Consider the following 16,802-nt stretch of genomic DNA (forward strand, 5'->3'; position numbering starts at 1 on the left):
TGCGCGCTCATCGCGCCGCCTGCTGGCCGGCGGCCGGCAGCGGCGTGTCGACCCATTCGGTGCCCGTCACCGGCACCGCCAGGAAGCGCCGGTACAGCTCGGCCTGGGTCGCCTTGACGTCGAGCGCCTTGAAGCGATCCGGGTAGAACCACTTCGCGAAGGCCTCGATCGCGATGATGTTGTAGGGCGAGTCGTAGTAGTCGTGGGCGATGCCGTGCACGCGGCCGTCGTGGATCGCCTTGATGGTGTCGAAGCCGGGCCGCGCCACCAGTTGCGCGAGGCTGGCGCGCGCGTCCTGCTCGCTGGTCTGCGCGCCGACGCGCAGCGAGGCCAGCCCCGGCTTGGTGCGCGAGCCGGTGGCGATATAGACGTCGGGCCGCGAGGCGATGATCTGCTCCATGCTCAGGTCGCCGAGCACGCCGGGCAGCAGGTCCGCCGCGATATTGCGGCCGCCCGCGGCGCTGATGAATTCGCCGAAGTTGCCCTTGCCGGCCGTGTGGCAGCAGCCGGCATCCCACACGCCCGCCAGCATGTCGATGAACACCTTGGGCCGCTGCGCCTCGGGAATCGCGCCGACCACCTGCTGCACGCGCGCCAGGTGCTGCTGGTAGAAGGCGAGGTAGTCGCTGGCGGCCTGCTCGCGATGCAGCACCTGGCCGAGCAGGCGGATGCTGGGCAGCGTGTCCTGCATCGGATGCAGGCGGAAGTCGATGAACACCACCGTGGTGCCGGTCGCCTCCAGTTGCTTGACCAGCGCGTTGTAGCGGCTCGGGCCGTGGCCCGCGATGCTGAAGATCGCCACGTCGGGCTTGAGCGCGAGCGCCTTCTCGTCGCTGATGCTGTCCTCGCTGGCGCGGCCGATCAGCGGGATCTCGCGGATCGCGGGGAAGCGCTGCGCATAGGCGTTGAAGCGCTGCGGGTCCATGGTCGGCAGGTCGCCCTGCCAGCCGACGATGCGCGCCAGCGGATGCTGGCCTTCGAGCAGCGCCACCGCCTCGAGCGTGCGGCTCTCGCCGAGCAGGATGCGCTTCGGGTCGGCGGCGGGAATCCGGATCGTGCGCCCGGCCAGGTCGGTGACGGTCGTGGCGGCGGCCGGCGCGGCCGGGGCCTGCGCCATGGCCGGCGAGGCGCAGACGGCGGCGGCGCCCAGCACGATGGCGGCGGCCGCCAGGTTCGCGGCGCGGCGCGCCGGCTCGGCGAGCTTCAGGTGGGCGCGGGCCGCGCGGACGAAGCGGAAAATCGGCATGGTTGACATCTCAAATGAGAACGATTGCTATTTGTGCGTGGCCGACACTGTAGCGGCGCTTTGTAATGTCGGTGTGTTGCGCCGGGCGGCTTTTGTAATGGAATGTGTTGGTGCTCCGCGCCTTGCCGCATTGCCTGCCGAAACCTTCGTTCGCCGGGCTCGCGCGAGCCTTGCATCCCGCTCGCGCGCGGCGGCGGTTCGCGGTAAGGTCGCGTCAGCGTCGCCGTTGCACGAGCGCCGCCGCGCCTGCCGGCGCCCTCGCCTGTTTCCTGGATCCTCTCTGCCCGTCACGCCCATGACCCTGCGCCTGTGGCCCGACTCGCTGTTCGGCCGTCTCGTGGTGACCCTTGCGGCCGGCATGTTCGCCGGCCAGTTGCTGACCAGCACCATCTGGTTCGACACCCACGATTACCGCACGCTCGAGATCCCCTCGCGGCTGTTCGCCAGCCGGCTGGCCGATACCATCCGCCTGCTCCGGAACGCGCCCGATGCCGCCACGCGCGAAGCCACGCTCGCGCGCCTGTCGGACGCGCGCTACCAGTTGCGCCCGGTCGACACGCCCGAGCCGGCGCGCGCCGCGCCGAACCTGGTGCTGCGCGCCACCGGCGGGCTGATCTCGGGCGTCATCGAGCGGCGGCTCGGCCAGCACGTCGAGCTGCGGCTGCTCGATGCCGAGCTGCGCGACGACGCGGGCCGGCATCGCGGCATCCTGAGCCTGTTCGATTCGCGCATGCCGATGGGCGACTTCCACCTGCAACTGCAGGTGCCGGGCCAGGGCTGGCTCGACGTGGTCGCGCACGAGGGGCAGGCCGGCATGCACAGCGAGCCGGGCACGCTGGTGGCCGACTACCTGCTGCGGCTCTACCTGGTGCGCCTCGCGGCGGTCTGCCTGCTCGCCTTCGTGGCGGTGCGCTTCGCGCTGCGGCCGCTGCGCAGCTTCGCGAAGGCCGCCGAGGCGCTCGGCCGCAACATCTACCAGGCGCCGCTCGCCGTCGACGGCCCGCAGGAAGTGCGCAGCGCCGCGAAGGCCTTCAACGCGATGCAGCAGCGCCTGATCGACAGCTTCGGCGAACGCACGCGGCTGCTGAGCGCCGTCTCGCACGACCTGCGCTCGCCGCTCACGCGCCTGCGGCTGCGCGCCGAGATGCTGCCCGATCCGCTCTGGCGCGAGCGCCTGCGCGGCGACCTGGACGAGATGGAGGCGATGGTGCGCGCCACGCTGGACGCGGTGCAGGGCATCGAGATCACCGAGCCGCGCCAGCGCATCGACATCGATTCGATGCTGGCGGGGCTGGCCGAGGACGCGCGCGATGCCGGCCACGCGGTGCGTATCGAGGGGCATGCCGGCGCGCCCTACCCGGGGTTCGCGCGCAACCTGAAGCGCGGCCTGCAGAACCTGCTGGACAATGCGATCCGCCATGGCGGCGCCGGCGAGGACGAGGTGTCGATCCACGTCGACGAGCACGGCGGCTCGCTGCGCATCGTGATTCGGGATCACGGGCCGGGCTTGCCGGATCCGGCGCTGCTGGAACGCGTGTTCGAGCCTTACTTCCGGGCGGGCGGCCGCGAAGGTCGGCCGGCGCCGGAAGGTACCGGGCTGGGGCTGACCATCGCGCGCGGCATCGCCACCGCGCATGGCGGCACACTGGTGCTGAAGAATCGCGTGGAAGACGGGCGGATCGCGGGGCTCGACGCGGAGCTGGTGTTGCCGAGGTAACCGGCTTGCACCGGCGCCGCGATTCGCCAGCGTCGAGCGTCCTCAATCGCCGGTCGGCGCGCGACGGTACCTGGCCACGTACTTCGCCTGGGCAATGACTCTGCCATGCATCTGATACGCGACGACGGCGGGACTCGCCGCCGGAGCCACGTCGATTCGTGCCACGTCGAGCGCGGACGCCGTCACGACATATCGATGCGATTCCCCCTTGGGCGGGCACGGTCCACCGTATGCGGACTCGCCGAAATCCGTCAAGGTCTCGACCGCGCCCGCCGGCAAACGCTTCGGATTGCCGGAAGCGCCGCTGTCGAGCGACGATTCGGACGGCGGGATGTTGACGACCGCCCAATGCGTCCAGCCCAGTCCTCCGGTCGGCGCATCGGGGTCGAAAATCGTCACGACCAGGCTCTTCGTGCCGCGCGGAACGTGAGCCCATGAAATGCGCGGCGATACGTTCTCCCCGTGACAGCCGAAGCCTCCATACACCTGCTGGTTCGAGAAGTACCCGTCGCGCAGGCCGTCGACCTCGATCGTGAACGACTCCGCGCGGGCTGCCGCGGGGGTCAGCGCCAGCGCAACGAACGCGCATGCGATGACGGACAGGGAAGTCTTCGCTCTCACGGTCAGTAGTCCCATACCACCGGCACGAAATGGAAGCCCTGGCCCTGCCTGGCCACGTGACCGATCGAGGGGAACGCGACGTGCGCGGCGGCCAGCAGGGCGCCGGTTTCGACGGCTTCGTCGAGTAGCGCGACGCGCACCCGCGCCGCCTCTTCGGGATCGTGCTCGAAGCCGTTCTGCCAGTCGGGATGGTCGAAGTTGACCTGGAAGATCGCATCGCCCACGAAGGTCAGTTTTTCACCGCCGGATGCCACGTCCACCACGCAGTGCCCCGGCGTGTGCCCACCCGTCACGCGCGCCGACACGCCCTTGGCCACCTCCACCACCTGGTCGAACTGGACGATGTTTTCGCCGTAGATCTCCACGAAGGTCGCGGCCGCCTTGCGCAGGGCGGGAGGCACGGTTTCCGGCATCACCGTCTTGCTGAAGTCCGGATCCCGCCAGAACGCCACTTCCCTGGCCGACACGTGAATGCGCACGTCCGGGCGCAGCCTGGCCTTGATGCCGGCAACGTTCAGGCCGCCGACGTGGTCCATGTGCATGTGCGTGATCACGATGTCGGTAATCGCGGCCAGGTCGATACCGGCCGATTCCAGGCGCATCACCGCCCGGCCCGCACGCGTGAAATATTCGAAACCGTCGCCCACGCCGGAGTCGATCAGGATCAGCCGGTCGCCGCTGCGCACCAGCGCGATATTCAGCGCCCAGTCGAACATGTCACGCTGCAGGAAACGGCCGTCGAACCATGCGTTGCGCTCGGCTTCGCCGACGTTGGTCGACATGGTGGAGGTGGGCAGCGGCAGGACGCCGTCGCTGATCAGCACGACGTCGAGCTCGCCCACGCGCACGGCGTAGCGGGACGACACGAGTTCGCCTGCCTCTTGCCCGCCGAGCCTGGCGATGACCGGCCGCACATTGCGAGTTGTTTCGCTCATTTTCAATCGTCCAGTTGAGTCGTTACGGTGAGCCGCGCCGCACCGCGCGATGCGCTTCGCCAGCACGGCTGCGAGTGTCGCGCGCTTCGTTTTCCTGCTTGCCGAAAGCACGCGTGACAGATAGTAGTCAGCGGGAGCGAAGGCCAGTAGCACCGCGAATGCCCACGCGACGTTGTCCGGACGACAACAATCCACCGCGAATGGGCGCAGGCGCCAGAGCGACGATCTCGCCGCCGGCTTGCGAGTTCGCCGCCGACACCGGATGCCCCAACTTCGCATCGACGCTACTGGCTGCGCGCCGCGCGTCGAGCGCGGCGCCCGGCGTGTCAGACTGATCGATTCCCGGCGTGTGCCGCGCCGGACCTGTCCATCACGGGCCGCCCGCCCGCGCCCCGCTCTCGCGCTCGCCATGATTCGCCTCGATTCCCATCTGCTGCTCGATCCGCCGCCCTATCCGGACCACGGCTACGCGCGGCTCGCCGATCGTCTCAAGCATCTGCTCGCCACGCGCGGCGACCTGCTGTTCATCCAGGCCGAGGCGATGCTCGCGCTGGAGGCGGTGGCGACCAGCCTGGCGCGGCCGGGCCTGGTGGCGCTCAATGTCGTCACCAGCCCTTACGGCGCCTGGTTCGGCGCGTGGTTGCGGCGCGGCGGCGCCAGCGTGCACGAGGTCGCGGCCGAAGCGGGACAGGCGATCGAGATCGAGGCCGTGACGGCCGCCGCCGAGGCGCTCGGGCACATCGACCTGCTGGCCGCCGTGCATGCCGAATCGTCGACGGGCGCGCTGAACCCGCTCGCAGCGCTGGCCGCGCTGGCGCGTTCGCGCGATGCGCTGTGCGTGGTGGATGCGGTGGCCTCGGTCGGCGGCCACGAGCTGGCGCTCGACGCACTGGGGGTCGATATCGCCGTGATCGGCCCGCAGAAGGCGCTGGCCGGGCCGGCCGGCATCTCGGCGGTGGCGCTCAACGCGCGTGCCTGGGAGCGGCTGGCCGCGCCCGCCCATGCGGCGCCTTCCAGCCTGTCCCTGGCCGGGCTGCGCCGCGACTGGCTCGAACGCGGCCGCGGCGCGCTGCCGGGCACGCCCGCGCCGCTCGAATTCCATGCGCTGGAAGCCGCGCTCGACCGGATCGAGGCGGAAGGCATCGCGCAGACCGTCGCGCGTCATGCACGGGCCGCGCGCGCCTGCCGCGACGCATTGCGCGCGCTCGGCGTGAGGCCCTGGATCGCGCGCGACGAAGCCGCCTCGGCGCTGGTCACCACCGCGCCGGTGCCGCCCGGCATCGACGGCACGCTGCTGATCTCGCATGCGCGCCGCCACGGTGTCGAACTCACGCCGGGCGTGGGCGAGATCGCCGCGCGCGTGCTGCGCCTGAACCACACCGGCCTGCGCGCGACCGAGGACGCCGTGCACGCGAGCATCGTCGCCTACGGCAGCGCGCTCGAACAGCAGCGGCATCCCGTCGATCTCGACGCGGCGGGCCAGGCCATCACCGAGGCCTACGCGGCCGGGTGAGGACGACGCTCGACCTCGCCCGCGCCCTCGTCAGCCCCCCACCGAATAACGCAAGGCATCGCAGGCATCGGGATCGGTCCAGGCCGGAAACAGGCTGGACGGGTCGTCGAAGCCGTCGGCGATGCGCGCGGCCAGCGCGGGGTTGCGCTGCGCCGCGCCGAACAGGCCCAGCACGTGCGGCGCCGGCGCCATCAGCAGGGAATTGCTCCACTGCACCGTGTAGACGGCCTCGCGCCAGTAGGCGGCGAACGTCGACAGCATCCAGTCATGGCCGAACGGCAGGCTGCCGCGCGCGCTGATCGAGGCCACGTAGCTCGCGCTGCACTTGGCCGCGCTGTTCGCGCCCTGCCCCGTGATCGGATCGTGCAGCACCACCGCGTCGCCCATGCCGAGCACGGCGCGCCCGGAAGGCAGGATGGCGATCGGATGACGCACGGTGGGCGTGACCGAGCCGGTCAGCGTGCCGTTCGCATCGGTCAGCTCGACATAACGGCAGGCATCGAGCTCCCAGGGCGTGAAGCGCCGCAGCAGTTCGAGCGAACGGCTCAGGTGGGCGGTGGCCGAGCGCACGTCGCGCCAGCCGTCCAGCGGGCCGCCCGGCATGGCCTCGAACACCGCCACGTGACAGGGCCCGGAATGCGTCAGCGCCGGCATCACGAAAATCTCGCCGGCGCCCGGCACGACATTGAAACTGACCGCGTCGGCGGGCCCGACGCGGCCGTCGCAATGCAGGAAGGTCAGCGCGAGCGAGCGCTGCGGCCCGCGGAACACCGAGCGCACCGCGTCGCGCTCGAACAGTTGGCCGAGCTCGCCCTTGCCGGTGGCCACCAGCACCAGCTCGTGCGAGGCGGCCAGCTCCTCCAGCAGCGCCACGTCGGCGGTGGCGATGCGCACCTCGCCCCCCTTGGCGCGCACGCTGCGCAAGGCGGCGGCGAACTTGATGCGCTGGTCGATCGCGGCCGCGCCGCGCGTGAGCGCCCCGCGCCAGGCGATCGCCTTGCCGTTCGGGCTGTGTGGATCGGCCACCGCGAAGCTGATCGCGTTGATCGGCGGACAGGCGTCGCGGCCATGCTCGATGCCGGCCTCGCGCTCGAGCCGCAAGGCGCTGCCGAACAGGCACTGGCTCGACATCACGCGGCCGCGCTCGACATCGTCCGCATCGCGCTCGGCCACCAGCGTGACCGCGTGCCCGCGCGCGAGCAACGCCAGGCTGGTCTGCAGGCCCGCCTGCCCCGCACCGACCACCGCGATCCTGCGGCTGGCTCCCGCGGGCAGGGGCTTGTCCACTTCCTTCATTCCATGACTCCGTCTCTTCGTTCAGCGGCGGGCGCCATGCCCGACCTTGCGGGGGCGTCGCGCGCTGGTGTTGTTGCGTGTACCTGATGCTGAACGCGCGAGAGCCGGCGATTATTCCGCGCGATCGGCGGAATTCGGAACAGCGGTTCGAAACGGAAAGGACGACAGGAAGGAAGACGGAAGGCGCAGCGGGAAGCGAGAGGAAATGATCAGCGGATTGCCCGGCCCATCGTCGCGGCATCGGCGATGCTTCGGATACCGATGGGCTCCGACGAAGCAGGATGGATCGGTTCGAGGTCCGCGCCGGCTTGCACCGCGCCGGTGCGGCGTGCCGGCGTGGACGAACCGGGCAGGCGGCGGCACGCATCGCGCGCCGCCGCCGGAGGGGAGGCCGACAAGGAAGCGGGGAAAAGCCGGCTCAGCGCACCAGGCCGCGCGCGGCGAGATTGCGGAACAAGGCACGCGTGCCGAATTCCCAGGGCGCGACCTCGGTGCACAGCGAGACGCGATTGACCAGCGCGCCCAGCGAGGCGGTCGAGATCCGCACGCTGTCGCCCAGGTGGTGCGTGAAGCCGGCGCCGGCCTGGTCGCGGTCCTGGATCGGCGAGAACATGGTGCCGAGGAACAGCATGAAACCGTCCGGGTATTGATGATGCGTGCCGCAGGTCTGCGCGACCAGGTCGAGCGGATCGCGGCTGATCTCGGACATGTGGCTCACGCCGTCGAGCACGAAGCCGTCCTCGCCCTCGATACGCAGCGCCACCGAGGCCTGGCGCACCGTGTCGATCGTGAAGCGCGTGTCGAACAGGCGCACGAAGGGGCCGATCGCGCAGGAGGCGTTGTTGTCCTTGCACTTGCCCAGCAGCAGCGCCGAGCGGCCCTCGATATCGCGCAGGTTGACGTCGTTGCCGAGCGTGGCGCCCACCGCCGCGCCGCGCGCATTGACGGCCAGCACCACCTCGGGCTCGGGATTGTTCCAGGTGGAGATCGGCAGCAGCCCGACCTCGCTCGCGAAACCGACCGCCGACATCGGCTGCGACTTGGTGAACACCTCGGCGTCGGGCCCGATGCCGACCTCCAGGTATTGCGACCAGACGCCCCGCGCCTGCAGCTCGCGCTTGAGCTTCATGGCCGCCTCGGAACCCGGCACGACCTGCGACAGGTCGGTGCCGATCGCATGCTGGATGGTGGCGCGCACTTCCTCGGCGCGGCTCGCGTCGCCGGCCGCCTGCTCCTCGATCACGCGCTCGACCAGGCTGACCGCGAAGGTCACGCCGCAGGCCTTGATGGCCTGCACGTCGCAAGGCGCGAGCAGGCGCAGCGCGGGCGACGCCCCGCCATCCAGCTGCGCGGCCAGCAGCTCGCGCGCCGAACCGAGCGGCTCGCCCTCGGCCTGCCGGGCGAAGCCGGCCGGGTCCGCCTGGTCGAACAGGTCGGCCGTGGTCGGCGCCGCCGCCGTGATGTCGAACAGCTCGCCGCCGCGCACCACCACCACGCTGGGGCCCTCGAAGGCCGCGGTCTTGCGCCAGACGCGGCCCACCAGCAGCGCGTCGTCGAGATCGGCGGGCAGCAGGGCGTCGATCGGGTGGGCTTGGGTCGAGGGGGTCGAGGGGGTCGGGGCGTTCATCGATGTCTCCAGTTTGGGATGCGCACGATGCTACGGGCCCCCTGCCCGGCTGTCCAAGGGGCCGGCGTATAATCCAGCCCGCTGGACACATCGACCGGCGCCGCCGGCCGGCGCCCGCCAACCACGAGGCCGCGATGCCCGACAAACCCACCGACGTGCCCGCCATCGCGCGGGTCCACGACATCCTCGAGGCGCTCAAGACGAGCCGCCGCCCGACCTCCGCGAAGGACCTGCTGGCGCTGACCGGCATGCCGCGCAGCACGCTGTACCTGACGCTGGAGGCGCTGGAGCGGCGCCAGTGGCTGGTCAAGATCGGCGACGGCTACGCGATCGGCGTGGCCCTGTTCGAGATCGGCAGCACCTACCTGCTGGCCGACTTCACGCTCGACGCGTTCCGTCGCGAGGCCGCGTGGTTCGTGGCGAAGCACAACGAGGCGGTGCAGATGGCCGTGCTGGATCGCGCCGAGGTGGTCTACCTGGCGCGCGAGGATCCGTCGCGCGCGGTGCGGCTGGTTTCCGACATCGGCTCGCGGCTGCCGGCGCATTGCTCGGCGCTCGGCAAGGCGCTGCTCGCCAGCCTCGACGACGAAACCGTGCAGATGATCATGCCGGCGCGGCTGCGCGCGCTGACCGAGCATTCGCTCACGCGCCGCGCCGACCTGCTGGCAGCGCTGGCCGAGGTGCGCGAACGCGCCTACGCGATCGAGCGCGAGGAGGCCTGCACGGGGCTGGCCTGCCTGGCCGTGTTCGTGGGGGTGTCCTCGGCGGGCAAGCGGATCGCCGTCAGCACCAGCGTGCCGGTCGACCGGCTCACGCCGCAGCGCGAGACGCGGCTGCTGGTCGACCTGACCACGCTCGCGCAACGCGTGGCACGCGGGCTGTGACGACGAGTCGTCGACAAGGCGGCGGCCGAATGCCGCCGCGCTTCCCGCCACGCTTCCCGCCCGCGAGCTCGCCCCCCGCCGCGCCTAGGCCGCCCGGCGCCGCCTGGGCCCGCGCCCCGCGGCCAGCCGCGCCTCGCGCACCGCGCGATCGAAGCTCTCCTCGGTGGCGACGTGCCGATGATCGACGCTGACCAGCCACTGGCCGCCCGCCTGGCACCAGCGGATCCGCCGCTCGTCCACCAGCAGGGAGAACCAGCGCCACAGATCGGCATCCTGCGCGTTCGCGTCGGTGGCGGCGTGGCGACGCGCGTGATCGAGCCCGTTCATCCCCTCAGGCTCGCCGGCTAGAAAATCTTGCCGGGATTGAGCAGGTTACGCGGGTCGAGCGCCTGCTTGATGGCGCGCATCGCGGCGATATCGGTCTCGCGCCGGCACTGCCCCAGGTGCTCGCGCTTCTTGGTGCCGATGCCGTGCTCGGCCGAGATCGAACCGCCGAATTCGCCGGTGATGGCATAGACGATCGCGTCGATCTCCTCGTGGCGATGCCGGTCCATGCCCGGCACGTCCACCACGATATGGATATTGCCGTCGCCGAGATGCCCGTAGGTCATCACCAGTGCATCGGGCCAGCGCGCGCGCAGCCGCGCCTCGAGCCGCTGCGCCGCCTCGCCGACCTGGGCGATCGAGAAACTCACGTCGTAGGCGGCGTGATCGGGAATGAAGCGCTGGTACTCGCCCGGCGCATCGCGGATCGCCCAGAAATCGCGGGCATGCGCCTCGGACGAGGCGATCGCCGCGTCGGTGACGATATCCTCGCCGAGCATCTCGGCCAGGAATTCGACGAAGCCCTCCTCGTGCCGCGCCGGATCGGTGCCGACGCTTTCCAGCAGCACGTAGAACGGATGCGCGCCCGCCAGCGGCGCGCGCAGGTTCCGCAGGTTGGCGAGCACCGCGTCGTGATAGCCGGCCCACATCACCTCGAAGGCCGACACGCCGGCAGCGAGCCCCGCCTGGGCGCGCGCCAGCAGCGTGGTGACCGCCGCGAAATCGGGCAGCCCGCACCAGGCGGTGGCCACCGCGGTGGGCCGGGGCCGCAGCCGCAGCACCGCGCGCGTGATCACCGCCAGCGTGCCCTCGCTGCCGATCAGCAGGTGGCGCAGGTCGTAGCCGCTGTTGTTCTTGATCATCTTGTCGAGGCCGCCCACCACCTCGCCGCTGGCCAGCACCGCCTCCAGGCCGAGCGCCTGGTCGCGCATCATGCCGTACTTGATGACGCGATTGCCGCCCGCGTTGGTGGCGAGGTTGCCGCCGATCGTGCAACTGCCGCGCGCGCCGAGGTCGAGCGGGAAATAGAAGCCGGCCGCGGCGGCCGCGTCCTGCACGCTCTGCAGCACCGCGCCGGCTTCCACCGTCATGGTGCCCGACACGGCGTCGATCTCGACGATGCGGTTCATCCGCTCCAGGCTCAGGGCCACTTCGCCGCCCAGCGCGTTGGCGCTGCCGACCAGCCCCGTCAGCCCGCCCTGGGTGACGACCGGCAAGCCGTGCCGCGAGCAGATCGCCAGCGCCCGCGACACCTCCTCCGTGCTGCGCGGGCGCAGCAGCGCGCGCGGCCGCGCCCCGCCGATGCCGCTCCAGTCCTCCACGCGGCGATCGCCGAACTCCTCCGGCAGCGCGACGATCTGCGCGCCGAGCGCGTCGCGCAACGCGGCGACGCCTTCCTCGATGGTCATGATGGTTCTTTCCGCAATTGAGTCGATGGGTCGATACGATTTCCGGCTGCGCTGGCGCCGCCGCCCTGCCCTCACCAGACCGTGTAGCCGCCGTCCATCACCAGGTCCGTGCCGGTCACGAAGGCGCTCGCGCGCGAGGCCAGGAAGATCACCCCCGGCGCGATCTCCTCGGGCCGCGCCATGCGCGCGAGCGGCGTGCCGCCGAGCCATTGCTCGCGCCAGGCCTGGTTGTCGAAGCCGCGCTGGGTCAGCTCGGTGCCCACGTAGCCGGGCGAGATGGAGTTGACGCGAACGCCGTCGGCGGCCCATTCGGCGGCCAGCGAGCGCGTCAGGTGGATCACGCCCGCCTTGGAGGCGTTGTAGGACGCCTGCGGCTGCGGCTTGTTGACGATCGAGCCGCTCATGCTGGCGATATTGACGATGCGCCCCGAGCGGCGCGGCAGCATGTGGCGCGCCGCGCTGCGCGCGCAATAGAACACCCCGTCGAGATTGACGGCCAGCACCGCGCGCCAGGCCGCGTCGTCGGTGTCGAGCGCGGGCGCGTTGCGCACCACGCCGGCGTTGTTGACCAGTACGTCGAGGCGCCCGTGGCGCGCCACCACCGCGTCGAAGGCGGCATCGACCGAGACCGAGTCGGTCACGTCGAGCTGCACGAAACCGCCGCCGATCTCGTCGGCAGCGTGCTGGCCGAGCGCGGCGTCGCGATCGGCGATCACCACCGTCGCGCCGGCCTCGGCCAGGCCGCGCGCGATGGCGCGGCCGATCCCCTGGGCGCCGCCCGTCACCACGCAGATGTCGCCGTCGAGCCGGAAGCTGTCGAGCATCGCGGGCCCGCTCACGACACGCTCCCGGCGAAGCGCACGATCTCGGCGCGGCCGTCGGCGTAGCCGACGATCATCTCGCTGGCGATGCCGACGAACAGGCCGTTCTCGACCACGCCGGGAATCGCGTTGAAGCGCGGCGCGAGCGCGCGCGGCTCGGCGATCGCCTCCAGATGGCAGTCGAGGATCCAGTTGCCGCTGTCGGTCACCACCAGTTGCCCGCCGCGCATGCGCCGCTCGATCCTCACCGCGGGCGCGAAACCGGCCGACACGAACAGTTCGCGCAGCAGCCGTTCGGTGCTCTGCCAGCCGAACGGGATCACCTCGATCGGCAGCGGGAACCGCCCCAGCGTGTCGAACACCTTCTTGTCGTCGACCACCGCCACCATCTTGCGCGAGGCCGCCGCGACGATCTTCTCCCACAGCAGGCAGGCGCCGCCGCCCTTGATCATGCTGCCCTCGCGATCGATCTCGTCGGCGCCGTCGATGGTCACGTCGAGGCGGTCGATCTGGCCGAGGTCGGTGAGCGGCACGCCGAGTTCGAGCGCCAGCTCGCGCGTGGCGTTCGAGGTCGGCACGCCGACGATCTCCAGGCCGTCGCGCACGCGCGGCGCGAGCGCGCGCACGAACCAGTGCGAGGTGGTGCCCGAGCCGAGCCCGACCTTCATGCCGGATCGCAGGTAGTGGTCGACGGCCTTGATGCCCGAGACCAGCTTGGCCTCGTCCTGCTTGTTGGCGGGCTGCAGGTGGGCATAACCCGGTTCGATGTGCGTGCTCAATCGTGTCTCCGTTCTGAAAGGTCGGCGGATCTCGCCGGCGCCATGCGCGGCGCCGGGCTCAGTCCATGAATTTGTCGGTGAACCAGGGGTCGAGCGCGGCCAGGTTGTCGGGCAGCTCGCGCCCTTGCCTCAAGCCCAGCATCGCCACCAGCATGTTGACCACCAGCAGGTGGTTGATGCGCGCCGTCAGCGGCGTGTACAGCTCGGTGTTCTCGTAGGCCGGCACCGCGATGGTCAGGTCGCAGGTCTGCGCCAGGCGCGAGCCGGGCGCGCAGATCGCGATGGTCACCGCGCCCTTGCCCTTGGCCATCGCCGCGGCCATCACCAGCGACTTGGTGGAACCCGAGTGCGAGAAGAACACCGCCACCTCGTCGTCGCGCAGGGTGGGCGCGAGCAGCAACTGGCGCTGGCTCTCCAGCACCACGCGGCAATGCAGGCCGAGCCGGAAGAACTTGTGCTCGGCGTCGAAGGCGATCGTCTCGGAGATGCCGAGCCCGAACAGGAAGATCCCCTTGGCCGCGATCAGGTGCGTGACGGCGCGCTCGATGGCGGCCGAATCGACGTCAGAGGCGAAGCGCTGGATCGCGTGCAGCGAGTTGTTGACGATCTTGCCGCAGACGTCGGCCGGCGTGTCCTCGCCGGTGATCGCCTCGTAGTCGAACGGCGCCTGCGGAATCAGGCCCTGGCCGAAGCGGACCTTGAAGTCCTGGTAGTCGGCGCAGTCGAAGCGGCGGAAGAAGCGCACCACGGTCGGGTCGCTGGTCTGCGCGGCCTCGGACAGCTCGGCCATGCTCATCTTGAGCGCCGCCTCCGGCGCGTTCAGCAGCACGTCGGCGATGCGCATGGTGGCGCCCGTCAGCGACGGGCGTTCCAGCGCGATGCGGCGCAACAGGTCGTTTTTCATCAGGCTCCCGGCTCGCGCGGGGCATTGAGCGCCGCGCAGCGTGTCACAAGTTCGGTAAAGGATTCGAGGCGCGCGCCGGCCGCCACCGGCACGCCGGGGCCGGTGCCCCAGTTGACGATCAGGCAGCGCACGCCGGCCGCCTCCGCGCATTGCGCGTCGATGCGGGTGTCGCCCACGTAGAGCGTGCGCGAGGGCGAGGCCTCGAGCTGCTCCAGGGTGGCGAGCAGGTGGCGCGGATGCGGCTTGCGCTCGGCGAGCGTATCGCCGCCCACCACGGCTGTGAAGTATCGCGCGATTCCGAAGTGCTCGAGCACGGCCAGCGCCAGGCCCTGCGCCTTGTTGGTACAGACGCCGAGCCGCAGCCCGGCCGCGTGCAGGGCCGGGATCGCCGCCAGCGCGTCGGCGTAGACGGTGGCGTGCGCCACCGGATGGCGCCGGTAGATCGCCAGGTAGGTCTCGACGTCGGCCGCCACGCGCGCGGGTTCGAAGTGCAGGCCCAGGCCCCGGTAGAGCTTGTCGATCAGGCCGAACGAGCCCTCGCCGATGAACTGCTCGACGAAGCGGACCGTCTGCGGCGGCAGGCCGTGGGTGGCGAGCAGGCGGTTGACCGCCGCGGTGATGTCGGGCGCCGTGTCGACGAGCGTGCCGTCGAGGTCGAACACCACGGCCTCGACGCCGGCCTGGCGGTCGAGCGGGTCGAGCGGGTCGAGCTGCACGGGCGACTGCCCGAGCGGGCGGCTGGCGGAACGGGTCATGGGCGCGTGGCCTCCGGTGAGGGCCGGCCGGGGTCGCGGCCGCCGAGGGATGCGGGCGGAGCGGGCTCCGCGGCGATCTGCTGGAACACGGGGCGCAGCGTGTCGTAGAGCGTGCGCAGCGTGTCGAAACGGGCGTCGTAGAGCGCGCCGAGCCTGCTGTCGGGCGCCACGCGCGAGGTCACGGCCAGCGCGCCGGCCGCCTCGTCGAGCGAGGCCCACCAGCCCGCGCCGACCCCGGCCGCCAACACCGCGCCATAGGCGCCGCCCTCGGCCGCGCCGGTGACGGTGGCCACCTCGCGCTGCAGCACGTCGGCCAGCAGCTTGAGCCAGAACGGCTCGGCGGTGGCCCCGCCCGAGACGCGCAGCTCGTCGCAGCGCAGGCCCGCGGCGGTGCCGAGCGTGGCGATCGCGCGCAGGTTCAGCAGCACGCCCTCCATCACGCTGCGCACCAGGTGGCGCGTGTCGTGGCGCGGCGTCAGGCCGATCCAGGCGGCCCGGCCGTCGGCGGCCACGTGCGGGCAGCGCTCGCCGAGCAGGTAAGGCAGGAACAGCAGGCCTTCCGCGCCGGGCGGCGCCGCCTTGGCGAGCGCGATCATGCGCGCGAAGTCCAGCTCGGGTTCGAGCGCGGCCAGCGCGCCGCGCAGCCATTCGAAGGCGCCGCCGGCGGACAGCGTCACGCCCATCACGTGCCAGCGCCCCGGCGCGTTGCCGCAGGAGATCTGCAACTGGCCGGTGGGCGCCGGGCAGGCGCGCATCGCGCCGGCCACGATGCCGGCGGTGCCGATCGTCATGCCGAGCGGGCCGCTGTCGATCACCCCCATCGAGGTGGTCTGGATCACCGAATCGCCGCCCCCGCCATACACCGGCGTGCCGGCCGGCAGGCCCCAGGCCTCGGCCAGCTCGGCGCGCAGCGTGCCGGCGCGCGCGGTGGATTCGAGCGCCTCGGGCACCAGATCGCCGGGCAGCTCGAGCAGGCCCAGCATCTCGCGCGACCAGGTTCGGGCGCGCACGTCGAACAGGCCGGTACCCGAGGCATCCGAGACATCGGTCAGGTGTTCGCCGGTGAGCCGCAGGCGCAGGTAGTCCTTGGGATTGAGCATGCGCCGCATGCGCGCGTACAACTCGGGCTCGTGCTCGCGCATCCATAGCAGCTTGCCGGCCGTGAAGCCCGGCAACATGCGGTTCTGCACCTTGGCCAGCAGGCCGTCGAGGCCGCCGGCCAGCGCGGTGATGGTCTCGCATTGCGGCGCGGCGCGCTGGTCGCACCAGAGCAGCGCGGGACGCAGCACGCGGTCCTGCGCATCGAGCGCGGTCAGCCCGTGCATCTGGCCCGACAGGCCGATGCCGCCGACCGCGCGCCGCTCCGGCAGGGCCGCCAGCACCTCGGCCAGCGCCCGCTGCGCGCCCTGCCACCACTGCTCGGGCTCCTGCTCGGCCCAGCCGGCGCGCAGCGAGATCACCGGGTAGGCGGCCAGCGCCTTCGCGGCGACGCGCCCCGCTTCGTCGACGGCGATCGCCTTGCAGGCCGAGGTGCCGATGTCGAGTCCCAGAAGATAGCGTTCCATGGCCGCTCCCCGTTCAGGCGCCGTGCCTGAGCCGCACGTGCTTCAGGTGCAGGTAGCCTTCCATGCCCTCGCGGCCGTGCTCGTAGCCGCTGCCGCTCTGCTTGCGGCCGCCGTAGGCGGCGTTCATGATGCCGGCGTCGACGTTGTTGATCGCGACATTGCCGAAATCGAGCTCGCGCGCGAGCCGGAAGGTTTCGTGGACGTGCTCGGTGTAGGCATAGGCTGCCAGCCCCGCCGGCGTGCCGTTGGCCGCCTCGATCGCCTGGTCGAGCGAGTCGTAGGCGCTCACGCCGATCACCGGGCCGAAGGTCTCCTCGTGCATCACCAGCATCTCGGGCCGGCAGTCGACCAGCACGGTGGGCGAGTAGAACAGCCCCGCCGCCCCGGCCTCGGGCGCCGCGGCCGC

Annotated in this window: 16 protein-coding genes; 3 read left to right on the forward strand and 13 right to left on the reverse strand. The window is 71.4% G+C overall.

Annotation, left to right across the window (positions count from 1 at the left end; genetic code table 11):
* Positions 1-7: 7 nt before the first annotated feature.
* Complete coding sequence (locus F3J10_RS28195; RefSeq protein ID WP_167243491.1) at positions 8-1,246, reverse strand: ABC transporter substrate-binding protein; 1,239 nt, start codon at positions 1,244-1,246, stop codon at positions 8-10.
* Between the two features lie 295 nt (positions 1,247-1,541).
* Here F3J10_RS28195 and F3J10_RS28200 point away from each other — a divergent pair, with 295 nt between their 5' ends.
* Positions 1,542-2,963, forward strand: coding sequence for an ATP-binding protein (locus F3J10_RS28200; RefSeq protein ID WP_166915757.1), 1,422 nt, complete (start codon positions 1,542-1,544; stop codon positions 2,961-2,963).
* Positions 2,964-3,005: 42 nt separating this feature from the next.
* Here F3J10_RS28200 and F3J10_RS28205 read toward each other — a convergent pair whose 3' ends face one another.
* Positions 3,006-3,599, reverse strand: a complete 594-nt coding sequence (locus F3J10_RS28205) for a YbhB/YbcL family Raf kinase inhibitor-like protein (protein WP_167243492.1) — start codon at positions 3,597-3,599, stop codon at positions 3,006-3,008.
* Positions 3,587-4,519, reverse strand: coding sequence for an MBL fold metallo-hydrolase (locus F3J10_RS28210; RefSeq protein WP_025098028.1), 933 nt, complete (start codon positions 4,517-4,519; stop codon positions 3,587-3,589). Before F3J10_RS28210 ends, F3J10_RS28205 begins: the two co-directional genes overlap by 13 nt.
* A 409-nt stretch (positions 4,520-4,928) precedes the next feature.
* Between F3J10_RS28210 and F3J10_RS28215 the strand changes: the two genes are divergently transcribed.
* Positions 4,929-6,032 (forward strand): aminotransferase class V-fold PLP-dependent enzyme, encoded by a 1,104-nt coding sequence (locus F3J10_RS28215; protein WP_166915763.1) that lies wholly within the window; start codon positions 4,929-4,931, stop codon positions 6,030-6,032.
* Positions 6,033-6,062: 30 nt separating this feature from the next.
* Here the strand turns inward: F3J10_RS28215 and F3J10_RS28220 are convergent, their stop codons facing one another.
* Both F3J10_RS28220 and F3J10_RS28225 read right to left on the reverse strand, forming a co-directional pair.
* The gene (locus F3J10_RS28220) at positions 6,063-7,328 is read right to left on the reverse strand and encodes a styrene monooxygenase/indole monooxygenase family protein (RefSeq protein WP_166915765.1); all 1,266 of its coding nucleotides are present in this window, start codon (positions 7,326-7,328) and stop codon (positions 6,063-6,065) included.
* A gap of 418 nt (positions 7,329-7,746) precedes the next feature.
* Positions 7,747-8,955 carry a fumarylacetoacetate hydrolase family protein gene (locus tag F3J10_RS28225; RefSeq protein WP_167243493.1) on the reverse strand — a complete coding sequence of 403 codons (1,209 nt, stop codon included), beginning with the start codon at positions 8,953-8,955 and terminating at the stop codon, positions 7,747-7,749.
* 134 nt (positions 8,956-9,089) lie between these two features.
* Between F3J10_RS28225 and F3J10_RS28230 the strand changes: the two genes are divergently transcribed.
* Positions 9,090-9,839 carry an IclR family transcriptional regulator gene (locus tag F3J10_RS28230; RefSeq protein ID WP_013697903.1) on the forward strand — a complete coding sequence of 250 codons (750 nt, stop codon included), beginning with the start codon at positions 9,090-9,092 and terminating at the stop codon, positions 9,837-9,839.
* A gap of 84 nt (positions 9,840-9,923) precedes the next feature.
* On the opposite strand, the gene F3J10_RS28235 is transcribed toward F3J10_RS28230, so the two are convergent.
* The 8 genes from F3J10_RS28235 to F3J10_RS28270 form a co-directional block, all read right to left on the reverse strand.
* On the reverse strand, positions 9,924-10,166 hold the full coding sequence (locus F3J10_RS28235; protein ID WP_025098033.1) for a hypothetical protein: 243 nt from the start codon (positions 10,164-10,166) through the stop codon (positions 9,924-9,926).
* Positions 10,167-10,183: 17 nt separating this feature from the next.
* Positions 10,184-11,572, reverse strand: a complete 1,389-nt coding sequence (locus F3J10_RS28240) for an FAD-binding oxidoreductase (RefSeq protein WP_167243494.1) — start codon at positions 11,570-11,572, stop codon at positions 10,184-10,186.
* Positions 11,573-11,643: 71 nt separating this feature from the next.
* Positions 11,644-12,411: an SDR family oxidoreductase gene (locus F3J10_RS28245; protein ID WP_345791238.1), complete on the reverse strand. Its 768-nt coding sequence runs from the start codon at positions 12,409-12,411 to the stop codon at positions 11,644-11,646.
* Positions 12,408-13,172, reverse strand: coding sequence for a ribose-5-phosphate isomerase RpiA (gene rpiA, locus F3J10_RS28250; RefSeq protein WP_240155728.1), 765 nt, complete (start codon positions 13,170-13,172; stop codon positions 12,408-12,410). The genes F3J10_RS28245 and rpiA overlap by 4 nt, the downstream gene beginning before the upstream one ends.
* 58 nt (positions 13,173-13,230) lie before the next feature.
* Positions 13,231-14,076 carry a MurR/RpiR family transcriptional regulator gene (locus tag F3J10_RS28255; RefSeq protein ID WP_036041160.1) on the reverse strand — a complete coding sequence of 282 codons (846 nt, stop codon included), beginning with the start codon at positions 14,074-14,076 and terminating at the stop codon, positions 13,231-13,233.
* Positions 14,076-14,831 carry a phosphoglycolate phosphatase gene (gene gph / locus F3J10_RS28260; RefSeq protein ID WP_167234519.1) on the reverse strand — a complete coding sequence of 252 codons (756 nt, stop codon included), beginning with the start codon at positions 14,829-14,831 and terminating at the stop codon, positions 14,076-14,078. Before gph ends, F3J10_RS28255 begins: the two co-directional genes overlap by 1 nt.
* Positions 14,828-16,396, reverse strand: a complete 1,569-nt coding sequence (gene xylB / locus F3J10_RS28265; RefSeq protein WP_167243495.1) for a xylulokinase — start codon at positions 16,394-16,396, stop codon at positions 14,828-14,830. Before xylB ends, gph begins: the two co-directional genes overlap by 4 nt.
* A gap of 13 nt (positions 16,397-16,409) precedes the next feature.
* Positions 16,410-16,802 (reverse strand): aldehyde dehydrogenase family protein (locus tag F3J10_RS28270; protein ID WP_167243496.1); only part of this gene is annotated, 393 nt, incomplete at its 5' end.

Source organism: Burkholderia sp. Cy-637 (assembly GCF_011753175.1).
GTDB lineage: Bacteria > Pseudomonadota > Gammaproteobacteria > Burkholderiales > Burkholderiaceae > Burkholderia > Burkholderia gladioli.